This is a genomic window from Nocardia sp. NPDC050697 (genome assembly GCF_040654395.1).
Lineage (GTDB): Bacteria > Actinomycetota > Actinomycetes > Mycobacteriales > Mycobacteriaceae > Nocardia.
This window is the reverse complement of the sequence record NZ_JBFAHY010000009.1, coordinates 268,679-289,723: the sequence shown is the minus strand read 5'-3', so window position 1 is coordinate 289,723 and position 21,045 is coordinate 268,679. Positions and strand designations below refer to the sequence as shown.

General features: G+C 72.8%; 19 protein-coding genes. 12 read left to right on the top strand and 7 right to left on the bottom strand.

Translation table 11 applies throughout. The annotated features are described in order from the left end of the window. Window positions 1-34 precede the first annotated feature (34 nt). Complete coding sequence (locus tag AB0H71_RS28425) at window positions 35-475, bottom strand: hypothetical protein (RefSeq protein WP_357026868.1); 441 nt, start codon at window positions 473-475, stop codon at window positions 35-37. A 247-nt stretch (window positions 476-722) separates the two neighbouring features. On the opposite strand from AB0H71_RS28425, the gene AB0H71_RS28420 reads away from it, so the two are divergent. Further along, complete coding sequence (locus AB0H71_RS28420; RefSeq protein ID WP_357026866.1) at window positions 723-2,927, top strand: MMPL family transporter; 2,205 nt, start codon at window positions 723-725, stop codon at window positions 2,925-2,927. On the opposite strand, the gene AB0H71_RS28415 is transcribed toward AB0H71_RS28420, so the two are convergent. After that, complete coding sequence (locus AB0H71_RS28415) at window positions 2,895-3,872, bottom strand: WYL domain-containing protein (RefSeq protein WP_357026864.1); 978 nt, start codon at window positions 3,870-3,872, stop codon at window positions 2,895-2,897. The two genes, AB0H71_RS28420 and AB0H71_RS28415, sit on opposite strands and share 33 nt — an antisense overlap. Window positions 3,873-3,923: 51 nt before the next feature. Between AB0H71_RS28415 and AB0H71_RS28410 the strand changes: the two genes are divergently transcribed. After that, window positions 3,924-5,069 (top strand): epoxide hydrolase family protein, encoded by a 1,146-nt coding sequence (locus tag AB0H71_RS28410; RefSeq protein ID WP_357026862.1) that lies wholly within the window; start codon window positions 3,924-3,926, stop codon window positions 5,067-5,069. Between the two features lie 9 nt (window positions 5,070-5,078). Next, window positions 5,079-5,489, top strand: coding sequence for a hypothetical protein (locus tag AB0H71_RS28405; RefSeq protein WP_357026860.1), 411 nt, complete (start codon window positions 5,079-5,081; stop codon window positions 5,487-5,489). Here the strand turns inward: AB0H71_RS28405 and AB0H71_RS28400 are convergent. Next, window positions 5,479-6,357 carry an RNA polymerase sigma-70 factor gene (locus tag AB0H71_RS28400; RefSeq protein ID WP_357026858.1) on the bottom strand — a complete coding sequence of 293 codons (879 nt, stop codon included), beginning with the start codon at window positions 6,355-6,357 and terminating at the stop codon, window positions 5,479-5,481. The genes AB0H71_RS28405 and AB0H71_RS28400 overlap by 11 nt on opposite strands. A 123-nt stretch (window positions 6,358-6,480) precedes the next feature. Between AB0H71_RS28400 and AB0H71_RS28395 the strand changes: the two genes are divergently transcribed. After that, window positions 6,481-6,858 carry a DoxX family protein gene (locus AB0H71_RS28395; protein ID WP_357026856.1) on the top strand — a complete coding sequence of 126 codons (378 nt, stop codon included), beginning with the start codon at window positions 6,481-6,483 and terminating at the stop codon, window positions 6,856-6,858. A 6-nt stretch (window positions 6,859-6,864) separates the two neighbouring features. Here the strand turns inward: AB0H71_RS28395 and AB0H71_RS28390 are convergent, their stop codons facing one another. The 3 genes from AB0H71_RS28390 to AB0H71_RS28380 form a co-directional block, all read right to left on the bottom strand. Further along, window positions 6,865-8,499: a hypothetical protein gene (locus tag AB0H71_RS28390; RefSeq protein WP_357026854.1), complete on the bottom strand. Its 1,635-nt coding sequence runs from the start codon at window positions 8,497-8,499 to the stop codon at window positions 6,865-6,867. Window positions 8,500-8,603: 104 nt separating this feature from the next. After that, the gene (locus AB0H71_RS28385) at window positions 8,604-9,614 is read right to left on the bottom strand and encodes an LLM class flavin-dependent oxidoreductase (protein WP_357026852.1); all 1,011 of its coding nucleotides are present in this window, start codon (window positions 9,612-9,614) and stop codon (window positions 8,604-8,606) included. Window positions 9,615-9,695: 81 nt separating this feature from the next. Beyond that, entirely contained in the window at window positions 9,696-10,433 is a 738-nt protein-coding gene (locus AB0H71_RS28380; protein WP_357026850.1) for a MerR family transcriptional regulator, read from the bottom strand. 217 nt (window positions 10,434-10,650) lie between these two features. On the opposite strand from AB0H71_RS28380, the gene AB0H71_RS28375 reads away from it, so the two are divergent. The 4 genes from AB0H71_RS28375 to AB0H71_RS28360 are packed head-to-tail and all read left to right on the top strand — an operon-like array spanning window position 10,651 to window position 14,892. Beyond that, window positions 10,651-11,868 carry a helix-turn-helix domain-containing protein gene (locus AB0H71_RS28375; RefSeq protein WP_357026848.1) on the top strand — a complete coding sequence of 406 codons (1,218 nt, stop codon included), beginning with the start codon at window positions 10,651-10,653 and terminating at the stop codon, window positions 11,866-11,868. Between the two features lie 16 nt (window positions 11,869-11,884). Further along, the gene (gene map / locus AB0H71_RS28370; RefSeq protein WP_357026846.1) at window positions 11,885-12,748 is read left to right on the top strand and encodes a type I methionyl aminopeptidase; all 864 of its coding nucleotides are present in this window, start codon (window positions 11,885-11,887) and stop codon (window positions 12,746-12,748) included. Then, window positions 12,745-14,283, top strand: coding sequence for a cobyric acid synthase (locus AB0H71_RS28365; protein ID WP_357026844.1), 1,539 nt, complete (start codon window positions 12,745-12,747; stop codon window positions 14,281-14,283). The genes map and AB0H71_RS28365 overlap by 4 nt, the downstream gene beginning before the upstream one ends. Before the next feature lie 45 nt (window positions 14,284-14,328). Then, entirely contained in the window at window positions 14,329-14,892 is a 564-nt protein-coding gene (locus AB0H71_RS28360; RefSeq protein ID WP_357026842.1) for an alpha/beta hydrolase, read from the top strand. A 1-nt stretch (window position 14,893) separates the two neighbouring features. On the opposite strand, the gene AB0H71_RS28355 is transcribed toward AB0H71_RS28360, so the two are convergent. After that, window positions 14,894-15,943, bottom strand: coding sequence for an alpha/beta hydrolase (locus AB0H71_RS28355; protein ID WP_357026840.1), 1,050 nt, complete (start codon window positions 15,941-15,943; stop codon window positions 14,894-14,896). A gap of 247 nt (window positions 15,944-16,190) precedes the next feature. On the opposite strand from AB0H71_RS28355, the gene mqo reads away from it, so the two are divergent. From mqo to cobO, 4 genes are all read left to right on the top strand, one after another. Next, window positions 16,191-17,645 (top strand): malate dehydrogenase (quinone), encoded by a 1,455-nt coding sequence (gene mqo, locus AB0H71_RS28350; RefSeq protein ID WP_357026838.1) that lies wholly within the window; start codon window positions 16,191-16,193, stop codon window positions 17,643-17,645. Window positions 17,646-17,657: 12 nt separating this feature from the next. Further along, complete coding sequence (locus AB0H71_RS28345; protein ID WP_357026836.1) at window positions 17,658-18,107, top strand: GNAT family N-acetyltransferase; 450 nt, start codon at window positions 17,658-17,660, stop codon at window positions 18,105-18,107. A 69-nt stretch (window positions 18,108-18,176) separates the two neighbouring features. Next, window positions 18,177-20,381 carry a VWA domain-containing protein gene (locus AB0H71_RS28340; RefSeq protein WP_357026938.1) on the top strand — a complete coding sequence of 735 codons (2,205 nt, stop codon included), beginning with the start codon at window positions 18,177-18,179 and terminating at the stop codon, window positions 20,379-20,381. A 20-nt stretch (window positions 20,382-20,401) separates the two neighbouring features. Then, window positions 20,402-21,016: a cob(I)yrinic acid a,c-diamide adenosyltransferase gene (gene cobO, locus AB0H71_RS28335; RefSeq protein WP_357026834.1), complete on the top strand. Its 615-nt coding sequence runs from the start codon at window positions 20,402-20,404 to the stop codon at window positions 21,014-21,016. The last annotated feature ends 29 nt before the right edge of the window (window positions 21,017-21,045 follow it).

Sequence of the window (21,045 nt, the reverse complement as noted above, 5' to 3'; positions counted from 1 at the left end):
TCACCGATGATGGTAGTGGCGAGGATCGGCGGATTCAGGCGCAGTGGATGAGGAATCGCGTCGACGCGGGCTCGCCGAGCTTCACCACCACGGTGCTGGTCGCCACCTCGTTCGGGTGGCAGCCGCCGGGCACCGAGAGCACCGTCGCGCGGTAGCACCCGGCCTCGGTGACGCCCTGGGTGGCGGTGCCGTCGCGATCGGTGACCACCGTGCCCAGCTCGGTATCGGTGTCGCAGGTGGTGATCCGCACCGTGACATCCGGCACGCCGAACATCTCGGTGCCGGTGCCCGCCTGGATGGTCACCGGAGTTCCGGCGACCGGGGTCGTGGTCGCGGCGGCGCTCGAGGTCGGTTCACCGCCGACGGTCAGCGAGGAGCCGACCGCCGCGGGGGTGGTGCCCGACGACCCGTCGGCGCAGCTCGCCAGGGCGAGGGCACCCGTGAGCAGGGAAACGGCCAGCAGCGCGGAGCGCATGGATCTCCTTCCGGTCCGGCGCGGCCACCGCGCCGACTGCCACTGTAGGTACCCCGCCGACCGGTCCGGCACGCTTCTTGACAATCCCCGCCTTTCGCGCCGAAAGCGCTACCAGCGGATATCGACTCCGTGGCCGCGCGGGGGGCTGGCATTCGCGGTCAGGCGGGCACGGCGGGGGAACTCCGCGGCGCGGATGATCCGTTCGGGTAGCGGAGTTGCTCGGGTACGGGAGAGGTGGTGGTCGGAGTTGTTCGCCTGGTGGGGCACCCGGGTTTCGCGCTGGCGGTGGCCGGTCATCGGGCTGGTGGCGGCGACCATGCTGGCGCTGGCCGCCTACGGGGCCGGGCACGCCGACCATCTGAGCGAGGGCGGCATGTTCGACCCCGGCTCGGAGTCGGCGCGGGCCGGGGAGCTGGCCGACGCCGCCTTCGGGCGCAACCACGACGTGGACGTGGTGGTCCTCTACACCGCGCCCGCCGGGACCACGGTCGACGACCCCGCCTTCGCCGCCACCGTCACCGGCAGCCTGAATGCGCTGCCCCGCGAGCACCCCGGCCAGATCGCGGGCGTGAACGCCTCCTACTGGCCGACGGAGACCGGCAAGCTCAGCGGCGCCGCGGCCGCCACCGCCGACCGGACCAGGGCGGTCGCCTCGATCGCACTGCGCGGTGACACCGACACCGAGGTGCTGCGCAACTACCGGATCGTCGAGGACGCCTTCGCCATTCCCGGCGTGGAGGTCGAGGTCGGCGGGTTGCAGCCGGTGGCGGGGGCGCTGAACGACACCATCGCCGCCGATATCCACCGGATGGAGCTGCTCGCCTTCCCGGCCGTCGGGGTGCTGCTGTTCTTCGTCTTCGGTGGGCTGGTGGCGGCGGCGCTGCCGCTGGTGGTCGGCGGGCTCACGGTCTTCGGCGCGTTCGGCATCGTGCGCGGCCTCACGCACCTCGCCGAGGTGAATTCCTTCGTCTCGCCGGTGGTCTCGATGATCGGGCTCGGGCTCGCCATCGACTACGGGCTCTTCATCGTGAGCCGCTTCCGCGAGGAGCTCGCCGAGGGCAGCGACACCGCCACCGCGGTCCGCCGCACCGTGACCACGGCCGGGCGCACCGTCGTGTTCTCCGCGACCATGATCGTCGCGAGCCTCGGCGGGCTGCTCCTCTTCCCGCAGACCTTCCTGAAATCCATCGGCTACGGCGCCATGGCCACGGTCACCATGGCGGCGCTCACCGCCGTCACCATTCTGCCCGCCATCCTGGCCGTGCTCGGCACCCGGATCGACGCCTTCGGGCTGCCGCGCTTCGCCCGCACCCGGACCGCGGCCGAGGTGGAGGCCGGGTTCTGGGGGCGGCTCACCCGCTGGGTCATGCGGAACCCGCTGCGGATCGCGGTACCGCTGGTGCTGCTGCTCGCGCTCCTCATCGTGCCGATGAAGAACCTGGCCTTCGGCGGGTTCAGCGAGAAGTACCTGCCCCCGGAGAACCCGACCCGGCTGGCCCAGGCCGAGATCGACACGCACTTCCCGCTGCGCCGCTCGGACCCGATCGAGCTGATCTTCACCGGCACCGACACCACGGCCATCGGGCGGCTGCTGACGGAGGCGAACGCGGCGCCGAACCTGGCCGGGCAGTTCACCCTGCCCAGCCGCTCCACCACCGACGCCGCCGTCTTCCGCACCAGCGCGGTGCTCACCGACCCCGGCGCGGCCGGCGCCACCATCGGCTACCTGCGCGGGCTGGAGCAGCCGGACGGGGTGCGGATGCTGGTCGGCGGCGTGCCCGCCATGCAGCACGACAGCATCGGCACCCTGCTCACCCGGATGCCGTGGATGATCGCGCTGGTCGTCCTGGTCACCACCGTGCTCATGTTCCTGACCTTCGGCTCGCTCGTCCTGCCGATCAAGGCCGCGCTCATGAGCGCGCTCGGCCTCGGCTCCACGCTCGGCATCCTGACCTGGATCTTCGTCGACGGCCACGGCGCCGGGGTGCTCGGCTTCACGCCGCAGCCCATCCAGGCCACTGTCCTGGTGGTCATCATGGCCGTGATCTACGGCCTCTCCACCGATTACGAGGTTTTCCTGCTCTCCCGCATGGTGGAGGCGCGGGCCCGCGGCGCCACCACCACCGACGCGGTGCGCGGCGGCACCGCGCAGACCGGGCGGATCATCACCGCCGCCGCGCTCATCCTGCTCGTCGTGGTCGGCGCCTTCGCCTTCTCCGACCTGGTGATGATGCAGTACATCGCCTACGGCATGATCGCCGCGCTGATCATCGACGCCACCGTGCTGCGCATGCTGCTGGTCCCGGCGGTCATGAAGCTGCTCGGCGACGACTGCTGGTGGGCGCCGGCCTGGATGAAGAAGGTGCAGCGCCGGGTGGGGTTGTCCGAGTTCGAGCCGGTGCCGGAGCCGGAGCTGCGGTCAGCGCCGGTCCTGGCCGGCGATCGCGGCTAGGCAGCGCTCGCCGAGCGCGCGCACGGCGTCGACCAGCTCCGGCGGCCCGTCCACGGTGAAGCCGACATCCACCGCGGTGAGCATCCAGGCGAGCGCCCACGGCGAGTCGGCGCCGAGGTGCAGCCGGCTCCGGGTGTCGTCGACGGCCTCCAGGGTGCCCATGCCCGGCCAGATCCGGTCGGCGAGCTCGGCGGCGGAGGCGTGCAGGGTGACGACCGCCCGGTGTGGCCAGGCGTCGGTGGAGAGCCGCTGCGACAGGTAGGCCACGACGTCGCCACCCGGGATCTCGCGCGGGGTGAAGCGGGGGCCGGTGGGGATGCGCGGGTGCACGCGATCGACGCGGAAGGAGCGCCAATCCGCGCGGCCGGTGTCCCAGCCGACCAGGTACCAGTGCCGGTTGAAGTTCACCACCGCCTCCGGCTCGACATCCCTGATCGTCGCGGTGCCCGAGTGGTCGCGGTAGTCGAAGCGCAGCCGCTCCCGGCGGTGCCTGGCATCCGAGATGGCGATGAGCACGTTCGGGTCGACCCGCGGCGCGGCCCCGCTCACCCGGATCATGCTGCGCTGCAACGCCGTCAGCCGATGCCGCAGCCGGGAGGGCAGCACCTGCTCCAGCTTGCCGAGCGCGCGCAGCGAGGCCTCCTCGATCCCGCTCACCGTGCCGCCGGTGACGGTGCGCAACCCGACCGCGACCGCCAGCGCCTCCTCGTCGTCGAGCAGCAGCGGCGGCACCGTCGCGCCCGCCGCGAGCCGGTAGCCGGTGGCGCCCTGGGTGGCGTGCACCGGGTAGCCGAGCCCGCGCAGCCGCTCGATATCGCGGCGCACCGTGCGCGCGCTGACGCCGAGCCGGTCGGCCAGCACGGTGCCCGGCCAGTCGCGCGGGGTCTGCAGCAGGCCGAGCAGCCGGAGCAGCCGGGCCGATGGGTCGTCCACGGGTTCCAGCATGCCATCCGGTTAGGACAGGATCCGGCCTAACCGGTTCGTAGCGTTGCCGGTATGAGCACCATCGAGGAATTCCGGATCGACATCCCGCAGCCCGACATCGATGACCTCGCCGCCCGGCTCGGCGCCACCCGCTGGCCTGCCGAGCTGCCCGGCGTCGGCTGGAGCTACGGCATCCCGACGAGCTACGTCCGCGAGCTGGCCGAGTACTGGCGCGGCGGGTTCGACTGGCGCGCGCAGGAGCGGGCGCTCAACGACATCCCGCAGTTCGTCACCGAGATCGACGGGCAGCGGGTGCATTTCGCGCACATCAGGTCGGCGGTGCCGGAGGCGACCCCGCTGGTGCTGGTACACGGCTGGCCCTTCGCCGACTTCCGCGCCGTGATCGCCCCGCTCACCGACCCGGTGGCGCACGGCGGCACCGAGCGCGACGCCTTCCACCTGGTGATCCCGACCCTGCCCGGCTTCGGCTTCTCCGGGCCGACGGGGGTACCCGGCGCCGCCGCCACCGAGCACTCCGCGGTGCTGATCGCCGAGCTCATGACCCGGCTCGGCTACGAGCGGTTCGGCGCGCAGGGCGGCGACGCGGGCTCCTTCATCGCCCCCGAGCTCGGCCGGATCGCGCCCGAGCGGTTGCTGGGCGTGCACCTCAACGACCCCATCACCATCCCCGCCTGGGACGATGACGGCTCCGGCTACTCCGACGCCGACCGCGAGAAGCTCGCCGCGCTGCAGGACTGGAGCGCCGACGACACCTCCGGCTACGCCGGCATCCACTCCACCCGCCCGCAGACCCTCGCCCCCGCCCTCACCGACTCACCCGCCGGGCTGCTGGCCTGGACGCTCGACGTCGTGCACACCTACATGGACCCCGCGCACGAGCTGCCCGATCGAGCCATCGACCGGGACGCGCTGCTCACCGCGGTCAGCGTGCTCTGGTTCACCGGCACCGCGGGCTCCTCGCTGCTGCTCTACAAGGAGTCCGAATCCTGGGGTGCGGCACTGCGGAATTCCGGCGTGCCGACCGGCGTCGCGGTCTTCCCGAGCGGCAAGTCCGTGGTGCGCGGCATCGCGGAGAAGCAGCACACCGTCGTGCACTGGTCGGAGTTCGACCGCGGCGGGCACTTCGCCCCCATGGAGGCCCCCGACCTGCTGATCCAGGATCTGCGGGCCTTCTTCGGCGGACTCCGCCCGGCGTAGCCTGACCGCATGGCCGATCGCCCCGCCCGCGTCGACGATGTGCACCGGATCGCGGCCGCCATGCCGCACGTCACCCGGGTCGCCGGCGGGCGGGGCAATGCCGTGTACCAGGTGGGCGGCAAGTCCTTCGTCTTCTTCCGCACCCCGCGCCCGGATGCCGTCGACCCGGTGACCGGGGAGAAGTACGACGACGTCATCGTGCTCTGGGTGGAGTCCGAGGCCGACAAACTGGCCCTGATCCAGGACCCCGGCACGCCCTTCTTCAGCACCCCGCACTTCGACGGCCACCCGTCGGTGCTGGTGCGCGGCAGCGAGATCGGGCGGGTCGGGCTGGCCGAGCTCACCGAGATCGTCCAGGACGCCTGGCTCTCCCGCGCCTCGGCCCGGCGCGGGCGGGCGTGGCTGGAGCTCAGGTCGTGAGCGGGTTCTCGCGGGTCATGTGGGACAGCTTCGCCGGGTTGCGCACCGCGTAGACGCCGGTGATCCGCCCCGTCTCGACGTGAATCGAGAGCACCGTGTCGATGGCCCCGTCGACCCGCAGCACCAGCGCGGGCCCGCCATTGGCGGTCGTCGGCTCCAGCAGCCCCGCGATCGCCGCGACCCTGGCTGAGGTGAGCACGCGGGCGACCCGATCCGCGCCCCGCACCGGCCGCGGTAGGGCCTGGACGATGCCGCCGCCATCGCCGACCAGCAGCACATCCGGGGCCAGCAGGTCGAGCAGCCCGCGCAGGTCGCCGGTGCCGACCGCGCGCCGGAAGGCGTCCAGCACCGCGCGGCTCTGCTCGGCCGAGACCGTGCCGCGCGGCCTGCGCGCGGTGACGTGCCCGCGCGCCCGGTGCGCGATCTGCCGGACCGCGGCCGGCGTCTTCCCGACCGCCGCCGCGATCTCCCCGTACCCGAAGGCGAACACCTCGCGCAGCACGAACACCGCGCGCTCGGTGGGGCCCAGCGTCTCCAGCACCAGCAGCATGGCCATCGAGACGCTCTCCGCCAGCTCCACGTCGGCGGCGATATCCGGGGCGGTGAGCAGCGGCTCCGGCAGCCACGGGCCGACGTACGACTCCCTGCGCCTGCCCAGCGTCCGCAGCCGGTTCAGCGCCTGCCTGGTGACGATCCGCACCAGGTAGGCGCGCTTCTCCACGACGGTGTCGAGCCGCACCTCGGACCAGCGCAGCCAGCTCTCCTGCAGGACGTCCTCGGCGTCGCTCGCCGAGCCGAGGATTTCGTAGGCGACGGTGAAGAGCAGGGTGCGGTGCGCCACGAAGGTCTCGGTGTGCGGGTCGGTCACGGGGTTCTCCTCGATCTCGGGTCGCACACGGGACACCGGCCGCCGCCCGGTTGTGACAGACCCTGTCACAACCTCGGTCGCGCCGGTGTCCGCTGTGCGACCCGAACGCGAGGAGTACCCCCCATGAACGTCATTCTCTGGATCACCGCCGCCCTGCTGGCCGCCGTCGCCCTGGCGGGCGGGGTCACCAAGACCTTCGTCCCGATCTCGACCCTGGCCGCAGCGCCGGGCGGGGCGTGGACCGGCCACACCCGCCCCGCCGCCGTCCGCACCCTCGGCGCCTTGGAGCTGCTCGCCGCGCTCGGCCTGATTCTCCCCGCGGTCCTCGACATCGCCCCGGTATCGGTCCCGGTCACCGCCCTGTGCTGGGTCCTGCTCATGCTCGGCGCCATGGCGACCCACTACCGCCACCGCGAATTCCCCGCCATCGCCCTCAACGCCCTCTACCTCGTACTGGCCGCCCTCCTGGTCTGGGGACGCTTCGGCCCCTACGCCTTCTGAACCGGGTCAGGGCGATGCGGCGAAGTAGGCGCGCACCACCGATCTGGTGGTGGGTGGCGGGAACTTCTCGTTCGGATTGCCGAGTTCGCCGACCCGCACCGTCCATTCAGGCTCCGAGGTATCGACGGCGGGCACGTCGAACTCGGTGAGTACGACGTACGGCACACCGTCGCAGCCGTAGGCGCCGCGCAGGTCGTCGGCGCGGCCACCCCACGCTCCGCCGTGGCGCTTGGAGCAGCGGGTGCCGTCGTCGAGCTCGAGCCACTCCGGGGACGGGCGGTCGGCCGCGGGAACGGACGGGATGGGTTCCCGGGCGCGGTAGGCCAGGAATTCCTTCTCCCAGACGTCCAGTGCGCAGGTGAGTCCCTGCCGATCGGGTGCGATCCAGCAGGTGTGGGCACCGTCGGCGGTCCCGCCGCACTGGACGATGTCCCGACCCTTCGAGGACTCGGCCGGGTAGGGGTAGCGGCAATCGAGGGCGCCGCGCGCGCCATTGCGGGGAGACCAGTCCGGCAGCGGATTTGCCGAATCGTCCACAGCGGTGACCTCCAGTACCTCGGTCGGGCGCTGTGGCGCGGTGACAACGATCCGATAGCCGGTGGAGTCGACGCTGTCCAGTGCTCCGACGACTCCGTCCGGCACGGCGCGAAGGGCTCCGACCACCCAGAGGATCGGTGCGACCACGAACGAGTTGATCGGACCGAGTTCGGCGTCGCTCAGCGCGATGCCCGCGCAGTCCAGTGCCATATCGAGGGCTCGGACGAAGTAGCCGGTGGGATCCGCGGGCAGCTCCGCGGTGGCGAGCGCGGTGAACCCGTCGAGGCAGGCCGCACCCTGCAGTGTCGTCTCCAGCGCGCCGGCGGCACCGCCCGCCCCCGCCCGGTTCAGCAGCAATTCGTACAGGCCGAACGCCGTATCGAGGGCGGTGAGCAGATAGGCGCCCGGATGCGGGGCGACCATGACGCCGAAGCTGCCACCGGCATCCGGGGACGCGGCGAAATCGACGGTGTTTCCGGGCGGCACCAGCTCCACCCGGTTACCGGGCCGGGTCGGAGCGGGGCGCAGGAGGTCGGCGACGTGGGAGAGCAGCTGTCTGCGGTCGGTACGGGTGACATGCAGGCCGGGGGTGTACTCGAACGCGGCCCCGTAGCCGCGTGCGTTCACCGCCCGCAACAGGGGCGAGTTCGCCTCCTTGCCGAGGCACCAGTACACGCGGTCGCCGCTGTCGCTGGTCACCGTGTAACCGTCGTCGCGGACGGCCTTCTCGCCGGGCCAGGTCGGTGGCGAGCCGACGCCGAGATCGTCGATCCGGTCGCGGAGCCAGGTGCTCGCCGCAGCCTGGAAGTCGCTCCACCGTTCGGCCAGCCAGAACGAGAAGTGCGTGGTGTCGACGACGACCTCGCCGTTCTCGACCCGGGTGTTCGGGGCGATCGTGCGCGGCCCGTCCGGACTTTCGGCGAAGGTGACCAGCGGAACCGGCTCACCGGGCGCGAGATCGCCGACCGGGAAGCGCAGCGTCGCCGAACCGGTGAGCGTGGCGCCGTCCAGCTCGACCGACCACCCCTGCTGACCGTCGGGCGTCCGCGCGGCGGTGACGCGTACCCGGCCCGCGCCGCTGACCGCCGCACCGGGAATCTCCACGACCAGCCACGGCACACCGTGCGATCAGCCGCCAGACCATCCCACCAGCCTGCCCGGAGGAGTGCCGCGCGCACACTCCTCCGAACAGCCGACACCGAGGTGGATCAGCGCAGCTGCGGCGCCACCTTCGCCCCGAGCAACTCGATGGCATGCTCGACCTTCTCCGGCGGCAGCGTCCCGACGCTGGTGTGCAGCATGAACCGATCCAGTCCGAGGGTGTCCCGCACCCCCGCGATCTTCTCCGCCACCACATCCGGCGTACCCAGGAAGAGCGAACCCTCCGGCCCACGCATGGCATCGAACTGGGCACGGGTCATGCGCCCCCACCCGCGCTCCCGGCCGATGACGTTCATGGCCCGGGTGTACGGCTCCCAGAACTCGCTGACGGCAGCCTCTTCGGAGTCGGCGAGGTAGCCGTGCGCGTGCACCGCGACGGGCTGCTTCTCGTGCCCGCCTTCGGCGAGGGCGCGGTGGTAGAGGTCGACGAGCGGCTTGAAGCGGGCGGGTTCGCCGCCGATGATGGCGATGGCCAAAGGAAGCCCGAGCAGCCCGGCGCGGGCGACGGATTCGGGGCTGCCGCCGACGGCGATCCAGACCGGCAAAGGCCGGTTGTCGGTGCGCGGGTAGACGATCGCGTTGTCCAGCGGGGCGCGGAACTTGCCCTGCCAGGTGACCGGCTCCTCCGCGCGCAGCTTCAGCAGCAGGGCGAGCTTCTCGTCGAAGAGCTGGTCGTAGTCGCCCAGGTCGTAGCCGAACAGAGGAAACGACTCGGTGAAGGAGCCGCGCCCGGCCATGAGTTCGGCGCGGCCATCGGAGAGCCCGTCGAGGGTGGCGAAGTCCTGGTACACGCGGACCGGGTCGTCCGAGCTGAGCACGGTGACGGCGCTGGTGAGCTGGATGCGCTCGGTGCGCGCGGCGATGGCGGCCAGCACGACGGCGGGGGCGGAGGCGGCGAAGTCGACCCGGTGGTGCTCGCCGACGCCGTAGACGTCGAGCCCGGCGGCCTCGGTGGCGACGGCCTCGGCCACGACCTGGCGCAGCCGTTCCGCCGCGCTCGGCGCGGGGCGGCCGTCGGCCGGATAGCGTTCGGCGAAGGTGGTGAGTCCCAGTTCCACGGTGCGTCCCGTCTCGAGATGTTTCTACGTCAACTACTCGTCGGAACGCCGGGGGCGGACGGATGATTCCCGCGGCGTGCGCTACTCCGCCGTGGCCCGGCTGATCTGCTGGGACACCTCGGGCAGGTCCATCCCGATGCGCCGATCCATGGCCCTGGCCAGCTGCTCGTCCGCGATCAGCCGGACGCTGGGGCGCAGCGCGGCCAGGGTCTCGGCGAGCTGGTGCAGCTGGGCGGGGGAGGGGTGCTTGAGCACCTTGCTCACCAGGTGGGTGCGGAAGATCTGCACGAAGGCGAAGGCCATGCGGTCGAAGGCGGCCTCAAGCTCCCAGCTCACGGCGAGGATGGCGTGCAGCGGAATGCCATTCGCCACCAGCGCCGACGCGCCTTCCAGCAACCGCGAGCTGGCGTAGACGAAGCGGTCGCCCTCGATCCGCAGGTAGCCGAGCGCGACCGCCTCCGCGATGGCCTCGGGGGTCACCTGGTCGCCGAAGCGCTCCAGTAGCTGCTGCAGGTCCATGGAGGCTTCGCTGTCGCCCCAGGCCACCGCGGCCGCGGTCTCGAAGCCGAGCAGCTCGGAGACGCCGCCGCCCTGTTCGGCGCTGGTCAGCAGGTCGGCGATGCCGTCGAGGCTGTGGCCGCGGGCGAGCAGGTCGGCGATGAGCCGCAGCCGCTCGAGGTGCGCCTCGCTGTAGATGGCGTTGCGCCCCCGGCGCTCGGGCGCCGTGAGCAGGCCGCGCTCCTGGTAGTAGCGCACCGTGCGCACCGGCACCGCCGCGGCCTCCGCCAGCTCGGCGACCCGGTACTCCCTGCCGCTCATCCGGTTTCCTTTCGATCCGGGCAACTGTCTCAGTAGATACTGATCCAATCCTCCGTGCTTGGAGCAAATCCGCCGTGATCGGCTGGCTGGAAATGTCTGTAGCCGGATATGTCCACCCATAGTTACAGTTATTACTGAGAGAGTTGAGTCACGATACTACGGAGGACGGATGCGGACGAGCAGCCCGTGCGCCAGCCGGGAACTGAGGATCGCCGGAATGCCTGCCGCGGGATACCTGCGCCACGACCCCCGGCTTTCGCACCAGCTACTCGGGCACGTCGCGGGCGACACCGGGCCGCGCGGCGCGACCATGCCGTGCGGCGCCTCCCGGCGCGAGGCCGCCGAGGTGATCAGGGGCTGCCTGGAGTTGGTGGCGGTCGCGCTGCAGGGCGGGCCGACGGTGGAGGTGCCGGAGCGGCTGCGTTCCCGGATCGGTGACTGGGCCGCCGAGGGCGTCGACCTGGAGGCGGTGCAGCACGCCACCCATCTCGGGTTCCGTTTCGTGCTCGACCTGCTCGGCAGGCGCGCGACCGGTGCGGACAGCAGGGCCATGGTGGTGGCGGGGCAGCGGCTGGCCGAGGTGCTGGACCGCCTCGTGACCGCCTTCACCGGCAGCTACCTGCGGGAGGTGCGGGCGCAGGGCACCGCGCGGGACGACGCGGGGGGTCAGCTGGCGAGCGCGTTGATCGCCGGGGACGCGGGCCCCGCGTTGCTCCGCGGCAGCGGCTTCCCGCCCGCCGACGCCTACGCGGTGGTGGCGCTCGGCGTCGCCACCGAGACGCTGGCCGACCGCGCGGTGCGCGACGAGCGCGAGGCCAGGCGCAGGCTGCGCCGCATGCGGCTGGAGCTGGCGGCGCGGCGCGGCGGGACCCCGCCCGCGCTGCTCGGCCCGGAGGGCGGCACGGTGCTGCTCGCCGAGGACCGGCTGGCGGACGCCCCCGCCGCCGAGCTGCTCGGCGGATTGCAGCGGGCGGCGGGGGTGCCGCTGCTCGGCACCGTCGTGCACGCGCTCACCGGTGAGGTGCCCGCCGCGACCAGGGACGCGCACGAACTGCTCGACCTCGCCCAGCGGCTGCACCGCCCCGCCGGGCTCTACCGGATGGCGGATCTGGCGGTGGAGTACCAGATCACCCGCCCCGGCCCCGGCCGGCGCCGGCTGGCCGCGGTGCTCGACCCGCTGCGGGAGCAGCCGGAGCTGCTGAACACCCTGGTGGTGCATCTGCGCAACGACCGCAACCGGCAGCGCACCTCGCGCGCGCTGCACATCCACGCCAACACCATCGACCACCGGATGCGCCGGATCCACCAGCACACCGGGCTGGACCCGATGAACCTGGACGGGCTGTGGTACCTGCGGGCCGCGATCGTCGCGCACGCCTACGAGACCGGCGCCGCCCCGGTGGAGCTGCCGGAGCTGCCCGTCGCCACCGGGTGACGGATACCCTGTCCCCATGTCCGTGCGCACTCGCCAGCCCCTCGTTCCCGGCACGCTCTCGCCCGAGCGGGAGGTGCCGCGCACCATCGAGCGCCCCGAGTACGTGGGCAAGCGAACCGCGGTGGAGGGCTCCGAGCCGTGGGTGCAGACGCCGGAGGTCATCGAGAAGATGCGGCTCGCCTCCCGGATCGCGGCGCGGGCGCTGGCCGAGGCGGGCAAGGCCGTCGCCCCCGGCGTCACCACCGACGAGCTGGATCGGATCGCGCACGAGTACATGGTCGACCACGGCGCCTACCCCTCCACCCTCGGCTACAAGGGCTTCCCCAAGTCCTGCTGCACCTCGCTGAACGAGGTGATCTGCCACGGCATCCCGGACTCCACCGTCATCCAGGACGGCGACATCGTGAACATCGACGTCACCGCCTACATCGACGGCGTGCACGGCGACACCAACGCCACCTACCTGGCCGGCGAGGTCGACGAAGAGGTCCGGCTGCTGGTGGAGCGCACGCACGAGGCCACCATGCGGGCCATCAAGGCGGTCCGGCCGGGCCGGGCGCTGAACGTCGTCGGCCGGGTGATCGAGTCCTACGCCAACCGCTTCGGCTACGGCGTGGTGCGCGACTTCACCGGCCACGGCGTCGGCCCCACCTTCCACAACGGCCTGGTGGTGCTGCACTACGACCAGCCCGCGGTGGAGACGATCATCGAGCCCGGGATGACCTTCACCATCGAGCCCATGATCAACCTCGGCGGCATCGACTACGAGATCTGGAACGACGGCTGGACCGTGGTCACCAAGGACCGGCGCTGGACCGCGCAGTTCGAGCACACCCTGGTGGTCACCGAGACCGGCGCCGAGATCCTCACCCTGCCGTGACGCCCGGCGGCGCGCTGCTCGTCGCCGGGACCACCTCGGACGCGGGCAAGAGCGTCGTGGTCGCCGGGCTCTGCCGGGCGCTGGCCCGCCGCGGGGTCCGGGTGGCGCCGTTCAAGGCGCAGAACATGTCCAACAACTCGGTCGTCACGCTGGACGGCGGCGAGATCGGCCGGGCCCAGGCGCTCCAGGCCCGCGCCTGCGGGCTGGAGCCGAGCGTGCGGTTCAATCCGATCCTGCTCAAGCCCGGCGGCGACCACCGCTCGCAGCTGGTGGTGCGCGGCAGGGCCGTCGACACCGTCGGCGCGCGCGACTACTTCCGGCACCGCACCGCCCTGCGCGAGGTCGTCGCGGACGAACTCGCCGCGCTGCGCACCGAATTCGACGCGGTGATCTGCGAGGGCGCGGGTTCACCCGCCGAGATCAACCTGCGCGCCACCGATCTCGCGAACATGGGGCTGGCCCGCGCGGCCGGGCTGCCGGTGCTCGTGGTCGGCGATATCGACCGCGGCGGCGTGCTGGCCCACCTCTTCGGCACCGTGGCGGTGCTGGAACCGGAGGACCAGCGGCTCATCGCGGGGTTCCTGGTGAACAAGTTCCGCGGCGACGTCGAGCTGCTGCGCCCCGGGCTGGACGAGCTCGCCGCGCTGACCGGCCGCCCCACGCTCGGCGTGCTGCCCTACGCCGACGAACTCTGGCTGGACGCCGAGGACTCGCTCGGCACCGTCGCCGACGCCCCGGTCGGCCGCCCCGCCCCGCCGCGCGGCCGGGAGTGGCTCGCGGTGGCCGCCATCCGGCTCCCGCGCATCTCCAACTCCACCGACGTGGAGGCGCTCGCCTGCGAGCCCGGTACCGCCGTGCGCTGGGTGACCGAGCCCTCCCGGCTCGCCGGCGCCGACCTGGTGGTGCTGCCCGGCAGCAAGGCCACCGTGGACGACCTGGCCTGGCTGCGCCGCACCGGCCTCGCCGACGCGCTGCGCACCCGGGCCGCCGAGGGCAAGCCGATCCTCGGGGTGTGTGGCGGGTACCAGATGCTCGGCCGCACGATCGTGGACCCGGTGGAGTCCGGCGCGGGCACGGTGCCCGGGCTCGGGCTGCTCGACCTCGAGGTCACCTTCGCCGACCCGAAGGTGCTGCGGCGCAGCGCCGGACGCGAGCGCGGCAGCGGAACGCCGGTGCACGGCTACGAAATCCACCACGGCCGGGTCACCCGCACCGGCGACCCCGCCTGGCTGGAGCTCGAGGGGCGGCCGGAGGGCAGTGTGCGCGGCGCGATCTGGGGCACCCACCTGCACGGGCTGCTGGAGTGCGACGAACTCCGGCGCGGCTGGCTGCGCGCCGTCGCCGCCGCGGCGGGCCGCACCGGCTTCGCACCCGCCACCGACGTCTCGGTGGCCGCGGTGCGCACCGCCCAGCTCGACCTGCTCGCCGACCTGGTGACCGAGCACGCCGACCTGCCCGCGCTGGAACGGCTGCTCGCCGACGGCCCGCCCGCCGGGCTCCCGGTGATCGGCAGCGGGCTCACCGCACCCTGTTGACGAACCGGGCATCGCGGACGGGGCGGCCGTGTAGCGTTTCGGGTCATGACAGCGCGGCAGATCACGGTCGGTGACCGCTCCTGGACGGTGCGGGTGGACGGCCCGGACTCCCGGCACACCGTGCTGCTGCTGCCGGACGCGGGCGCCCCGCCGGACGTCTTCGACGGCGTCTGCGCCCGGCTGCACGTCTCCGACCTGCGTACCGTCACCCCGGAGAGCGTCGAGGGGCTGGAGCCCGCCGATCTGCACGCGGTGCTCGACCAGCTGAGCGTGCCGTACACGCACGTCGCCGGGTACGGCCGCGGCGCCGAGCTGGCCTGGCGGCTCTGCGCCGGGCCCTTCGGCCGCTTCATCAGCCTGACGGTCGCCGACCGCGGCCACCCGGCGGGCGCCGACACCGAGGGCGCGGTCGCCGACGCGGCGGTGCGCCCGATGGAGCTGCCGGTGACCATGGTCGTCACCAAGCGCACCACCCGCGCGGTCGCCGACGGCTCCGGCCGCTTCGTCTACGGCGAGTTCCGGGTGGTCGAGCTGGACGTCGACGATGTCGCCGCCGAGGCCGGGCACGAGTTCGCGACCGAGATCGTGCTGCGCACCAGTCCCTGGTGAGCTAGTTCCGCCGGAAGGCGGCCAGCCAGTCCAGCCAGCTGTCCAGCTCGGCGAAGGCCTCGGCGCGCGGCTTCTCGCTCGACAGGAAGACGTCGTGCCGCGCGCCCTCGATCGGCACGATATTGGTGCGGTCGCCGAGGCAGCCGGACCAGCGCTGGATCTGCTCGACGTCGAGCACCGCGTCCGCCACGTCGATGGCCGGGCCGTACTCGCGGGCGAACTTGGTCAGCCGGGAGCGCAGGATGAGCGCGGGCACCCCGATGCTCAGCCCCCGGTGCAGCCGGGCGTGGCCGCGGCGGATGGCGCGCAGCCAGCCGAACCGCACCGGGAACCCGCTCAGCGGCTTCCAGTCCAGGTTGTACTCCCACTCCCCGGACACCGTGTGGTGCAGGCTGTCGCCGTAGGCGGTGATGGCGGGGGCGGGCAGCGCCGCGGTCTTGCGGAAGCGGCCGAGCACGTCGATCACCGGGGTGCCGACGCTGCGGTAGTAGGCCGGGCCCTGCAGGTCGAACCACGGGCTGTTCAGCACCAGCCCGATCACTCCAGCAGTCTGGGTGCCGGTGCGCGCGTGCAGCCGGTCCAGCCAGAGCGGCAGGATCAGCCCGCCGGTGGAGTGCGCCACCAGCAGCACCGGGGCGCCGGTCTCGGCGCGCACGATGCGCAGCGCCTCGTCCAGCTCGGCGTCGTAGGAGGCCAGGTCGGTGACGAAGTGCGGGCTCTGGCCGTCGCGCAGCGAGCGGCCGCACTTGCGCAGGTCGAGGGCGTAGAAGCGGTGGCCCCGGCCGGCGAAGTGCTCGGCCACGTGCTGCTGGAAGAAGTAGTCGGTGAAGCCGTGCAGGTAGAGCACGGCCGGCGTCTCCGTGTCAGCGGGGGTGGACGCGATCTCCTCGGGGCGGTAGCGCACCAGGGTGGCGAAGATCTCGCCCTCGCCGTCCGGGTCGGTGCCGAGCGGCAGGGTGCGCTGCTGGTAGTTCGTGCCGAGGACATCGGGCTGCCACTGCTCGCCGCCGGACGAGGCCCGCGCCGGGTCGAGCGAGGTTTCGTTCGTCACAGTGCCCAATCTATCGCGGTGCGGGCCCGCTGCCGAGCCCGGTCTACCGGGAGGTATCTATGTCACATTCGGCAGGTTCGCTGCGGGAACGCCGATTCCCGAGGTGCACAATTGGGCACAGGTGAACGGTGGGTAACCTCCAGCCGGAAGCCGCGGGCAACCGCGCAGAGTGACAAGGAAGTCGACACCCGTGCCGAATGCTGCTCAGACCCAGAAGACCGATGTCGTTCTCATCGGTGCAGGCATCATGAGTGCCACGCTCGGCGCACTGCTGCGGCAGTTGCAGCCCGAGTGGTCGATCTCGCTCTTCGAACGGCTGGACGCCGCCGCGGCCGAGAGCAGCGACCCGTGGAACAACGCGGGCACCGGCCACTCCGCGCTCTGCGAGCTGAACTACAGCCCGCAGAACCCCGACGGCACGGTCGACATCACCAAGGCCGTCGACATCAACGAGCGCTTCCAGGTCTCCCGCCAGTTCTGGTCCTACGGTGTGCAGAACGGCGTGCTCGGCGAGCCCTCCCGGTTCATCAACCCGATCCCGCACGTGAGCTTCGTGCACGGCGAAGACGATGTGCGCTACCTGCGCGCCCGCTACGACGCGCTGGCGCCGCACCCGCTCTTCGAGGGCATGGAGTACATCGACAGCCCCGACGAGTTCAGCCGCAGGCTGCCGCTCATGGCGCGCGGCCGCGACTTCTCCGACCCGGTCGCGCTGAACTGGACCGACGCCGGCACCGATATCGACTTCGGCGCGCTCACCAGCGAGCTCCTCGCCTACCTCGGCGGCTCCGGGGTCGACCTGGCCTTCGGGCACGAGGTGCTCGACCTCTCCAAGCAGTCCGACGGGCAGTGGCTGGTCCGGGTGCGCAATGTCCGCACCAGGCAGACCCGCACGCTGATCAGCCGCTTCGTCTTCGTCGGCGCGGGCGGCGGCGCGCTGCCGCTGCTGCAGAAGGCGGGGATCAAGGAGGCGAAGGGCTTCGGCGGCTTCCCGGTGAGCGGGCAGTTCCTGCGCAGCACCAACACCGGCCTCATCGAGCAGCACCACGCCAAGGTCTACGGCAAGGCGGCGGTCGGCGCCCCGCCCATGTCGGTGCCGCACCTGGACACCCGGGTCATCAAGGGCCGCCACGGCCTGCTCTTCGGCCCCTACGCGGGCTGGACCCCCAAGTTCCTCAAGGACGGCAAGAACACCGACCTGTTCAAGTCGATCCGCCCGGACAACCTGTTCTCCCTGCTCGGCGTCGGCGTCACCGAGCTGAGCCTGACCAAGTACCTGATCTCCGAGCTGCTCAAGTCCGAGGCGGGCCGGGTGGAGACGCTCGGCGAGTTCGTGCCGCGGGCGAAGGGCGCCGACTGGGAGCTCATCACCGCGGGGCAGCGCGTCCAGGTGATCCGGCGCAAGGGGATGGGCGGGGTGCTGGAGTTCGGCACCGCCGTGATCGCCGCGGCCGACGGCACCATCGCCGGGCTGCTCGGTGCCTCGCCGGGCGCCTCGACCGGTGTCAGCGCCATGATCGACGTGCTGCAGCGCTGCTTCCCGGCCGAGTACGAGGCCTGGACCCCCAAGCTGCGCGAGATGGTGCCCTCGCTCGGCGTCAAGCTCTCCGACAACCCGGAGCTGTTCCGCGAGGTCTGGAGCTGGACCAGCAAGACGCTGAACCTGGACACCGCCGGAGTCGCAACCCCCGCGCAGGTGTGATAGCAAGAGTCGATGATATCGACGGTTGCCCTGAAGCGGGCCTGGGCCCAGGATCTCGACACCGCCACCCTCTACGAGCTGCTGAAACTGCGCGTGGAGATCTTCGTGGTCGAGCAGAAGTGCGCGTACCCGGAGCTGGACGGCCGCGACCTGCTCCCGGAGACCAGGCACCTCTGGCTCGATGACGAGGGCACCGTCATCGCCACGCTCCGGCTGCTGGAGGAGCACGAGGGCGGCGTGAAGTCGTTCCGCATCGGGCGGCTCTGCACCGCCGTCGCCGCGCGCGGCCAGGGCTACACCACCCGGTTGCTGCAGGCCGCGCTGGCCGAGGTCGGCTCGCACGCGGTGCGGCTGAACGCGCAGAGCCACCTGGTCGAGCTGTACGCCAAGCACGGCTTCACCGCCGAGGGCCCGGAGTTCGTGGAGGACGGTATCCCGCACACCCCCATGCGGCGCGGGTGAGGTCGGCGCCGCCCGCTGGCCGGCGGCGCCCCCGCCGCGCCTAGAGTCGACGCCGTGTCGGTGTACCGGATGGAAGAGATCGAGACCCGGAATCCCGCCTCGATCGCCGAGGCGGGGTTCCCGTTCTCCGCGGTCGTCGGGCAGGAGCGGCTGCAGCTCGCGCTGATCCTGTGCGCGGTGCACCCCGGGATCGGCGGCGTGCTGGTGCGCGGCGAGAAGGGCACCGCCAAGTCGACCGTGGTGCGCGCGCTCGCGCAGCTGCTGCCGCCGGTGGTGGACGAGACCGGCTCGCGCCCGGCCCGGCTGGTCGAGCTGCCGGTCGGCGCCACCGAGGACCGGGTGGTCGGCTCGATCGACCTGGAGCGGGTGCTGCGCGACGGCGAGCAGGCGTTCCGCCCCGGGCTGCTGGCCGCCGCGCACCGCGGCGTGCTCTACGTGGACGAGGTCAACCTGCTGCACGACCACCTGGTCGACGTGCTGCTCGACGCCGCCGCCATGGGCCGGGTGCACATCGAGCGGGACGGCGTCTCGCACACCCATCCGGCGAAGTTCGTGCTGGTCGGCACCATGAACCCGGAGGAGGGGGAGCTGCGGCCGCAGCTGCTCGACCGGTTCGGGCTCACCGTCGACGTCGCCGCCTCCCGGCAGGTCGAGGTGCGAATGGCGGTGGTGCGCCGCCGGCTCGACTACGAGGCCGACCCGGCCGGGTTCGCCGCCCGCTACGCCGCCGCCGACCGCGCCGAGGCGCTGCGCATCCGCGATGCCGTCGACCGGCTCGTGCACGTGCGGCTCGATGACGCGGAGCTGCGCCGGATCGCCGCGCTCTGCGCCGCCTTCGACGTCGACGGGATGCGCGCGGACCTGGTGGTCGCGCGGACCGCCACCGCGCACGCGGCCTGGCGCGGGGCGGACGCCGTCACCGCGGAGGACGTGCGGGTGGCGGCGGAGCTGGCGCTGCCGCACCGGCGGCGGCGGGATCCGTTCGACGAGCCCGGGATCACCGAGGAGCAGTTGGACGAGGCCATGCGGGAGGCCGCCGCGGAGGTGGAGAAGGCGGGACCGGCCTCCGGTGCGGACGGGCCGGATTCCGCGGGCGGCGTGGCGGACCGTGCCGCGGGGCAGGGGTCCGCCGACGGGCGGGGTTCGGCAGACGGTGGTGGGCAGGGTTCGGAGGCTGCGGGCGATCCGCGCCGCGAGTCCGGTGACTCGGCCGCCGACGACCTGGGCACGAACCGTGCCGATGGTTCCGGCACGGAGGCGGCAGACGGTTCCGGCACCGATCCGGTCGACGGTCCCGGCAGCGATCCGGCCGATGGCTCCGGCTCCGATCCGGCCGACGGTGTCGGCTCCGACCCGGCGGACCGCTCCGGCCCCGGCCGGAAGCGCTCCGGCCCCGACGGCACCGACGACGACCCCGACTCCCCGCCGGACGGCCCCGGCTCCGGCTCCGGCTCCCGCGAGCAGCGCGCGGGCACCCCCGTTGCCGGGAAAATCACCGCTCCCCGCTGGGAGGTCCCCGGCATCGGCGAGGGCGCCCCCGGCCGCCGCTCCCGCGCGGAGAGCCGCCTCGGCCGCGTGGTCCGCCCCACCGCGACCACCGGAACCGGCCTGCACCTGCTCGGCACCGTCTTCGCCGCCGCCCCGCGGCAGCGCGCCCGCGGCCGGGTGACCGGCCCGCTGCGGCTGGCCCCGGAGGACCTGCGCGGCGCGCACCGCGAGGGCCGCGAGGGCAACCTGGTGATCTTCCTGGTCGACACCTCCGGCTCGATGGCCGCGCGCGACCGCATCGGCGCCGTCACCGGCGCCGTCGTGACCCTGCTGCGCGATGCCTACCAGCGCCGCGACAAGGTCGCGGTGCTCACCGTGCGGGGCAGCGCGGCCGAGCTGGTGCTGCCCCCCACCTCGTCGGTGGATATCGCGGTGCGCAGGCTGGCCGGGCTGCGCACCGGCGGCAAGACCCCGCTCGCGGCCGGGCTGCTCGCCGCCCGCACCCTGGTGGCCAGGGAGAAGGTGCGCGACCCGCGCCGCCGCCCGATGCTGGTGCTGCTCACCGACGGCAGGGCCACCGGCGGGGTGCAGCCGCTGCCGAGGGCCCGCGCCGCGGCCCGCGGGCTGGCCGCCGACCACGTCACCGCCATGGTGGTCGACTGCGAGCGCGGGATGGTCCGGCTCGGGCTGGCCGCCGAACTCGCCCGCGAACTCGGCGGCGGCTGCGTGCGGCTCGCCGAGCTCACCGGCGACGCCGTCGCGGGCGTCGTCCGCGCCGCCGCCTGACCCGTTCCGAAGGAGTTACCGTGCCGCAGGGCATTCCGGCCACCGTCCCGGACGACGGCCTCACCACCAGGCAGCGCCGCAATCAGCCGGTGCTCGCCGTGCACACCGGTCCGGGCAAGGGCAAGTCCACCGCCGCCTTCGGGATGGCGCTGCGTGCCTGGAACCAGGGCTTCGACCTCGCCGTCTTCCAGTTCGTGAAGAGCGCCAAGTGGAAGGTGGGCGAGGAGGCGGCCTTCCGCACCCTCGGCACGCTGCACGAGCAGACCGGGGCGGGTGCGCCGGTGGAGTGGCACAAGATGGGCGAGGGCTGGTCCTGGACCCGCAAGCTGGGCAGCGTCGACGATCACGCGGCGGCCGCGCTGGCCGGGTGGCGGGAGATCGCCCGGCGGCTCGCGGCCGAGCAGCACCGCTTCTACGTGCTCGACGAGTTCACCTACCCGCTCAAGTGGGGGTGGGTCGATGTGGACGAGGTGGTGCGCACGCTGGTCGAGCGGCCGGGGCAGCAGCATGTCGTGATCACCGGCCGGGACGCCCCGCAGGCGCTGCTGGACGCCGCCGACCTGGTCACCGAGATGACCAAGGTGCGGCATCCCATGGATGCCGGGCGCAAGGGGCAGCGGGGGATCGAATGGTGAGCGCCCGTTCGCGCAGCGCCGCTCGCCGC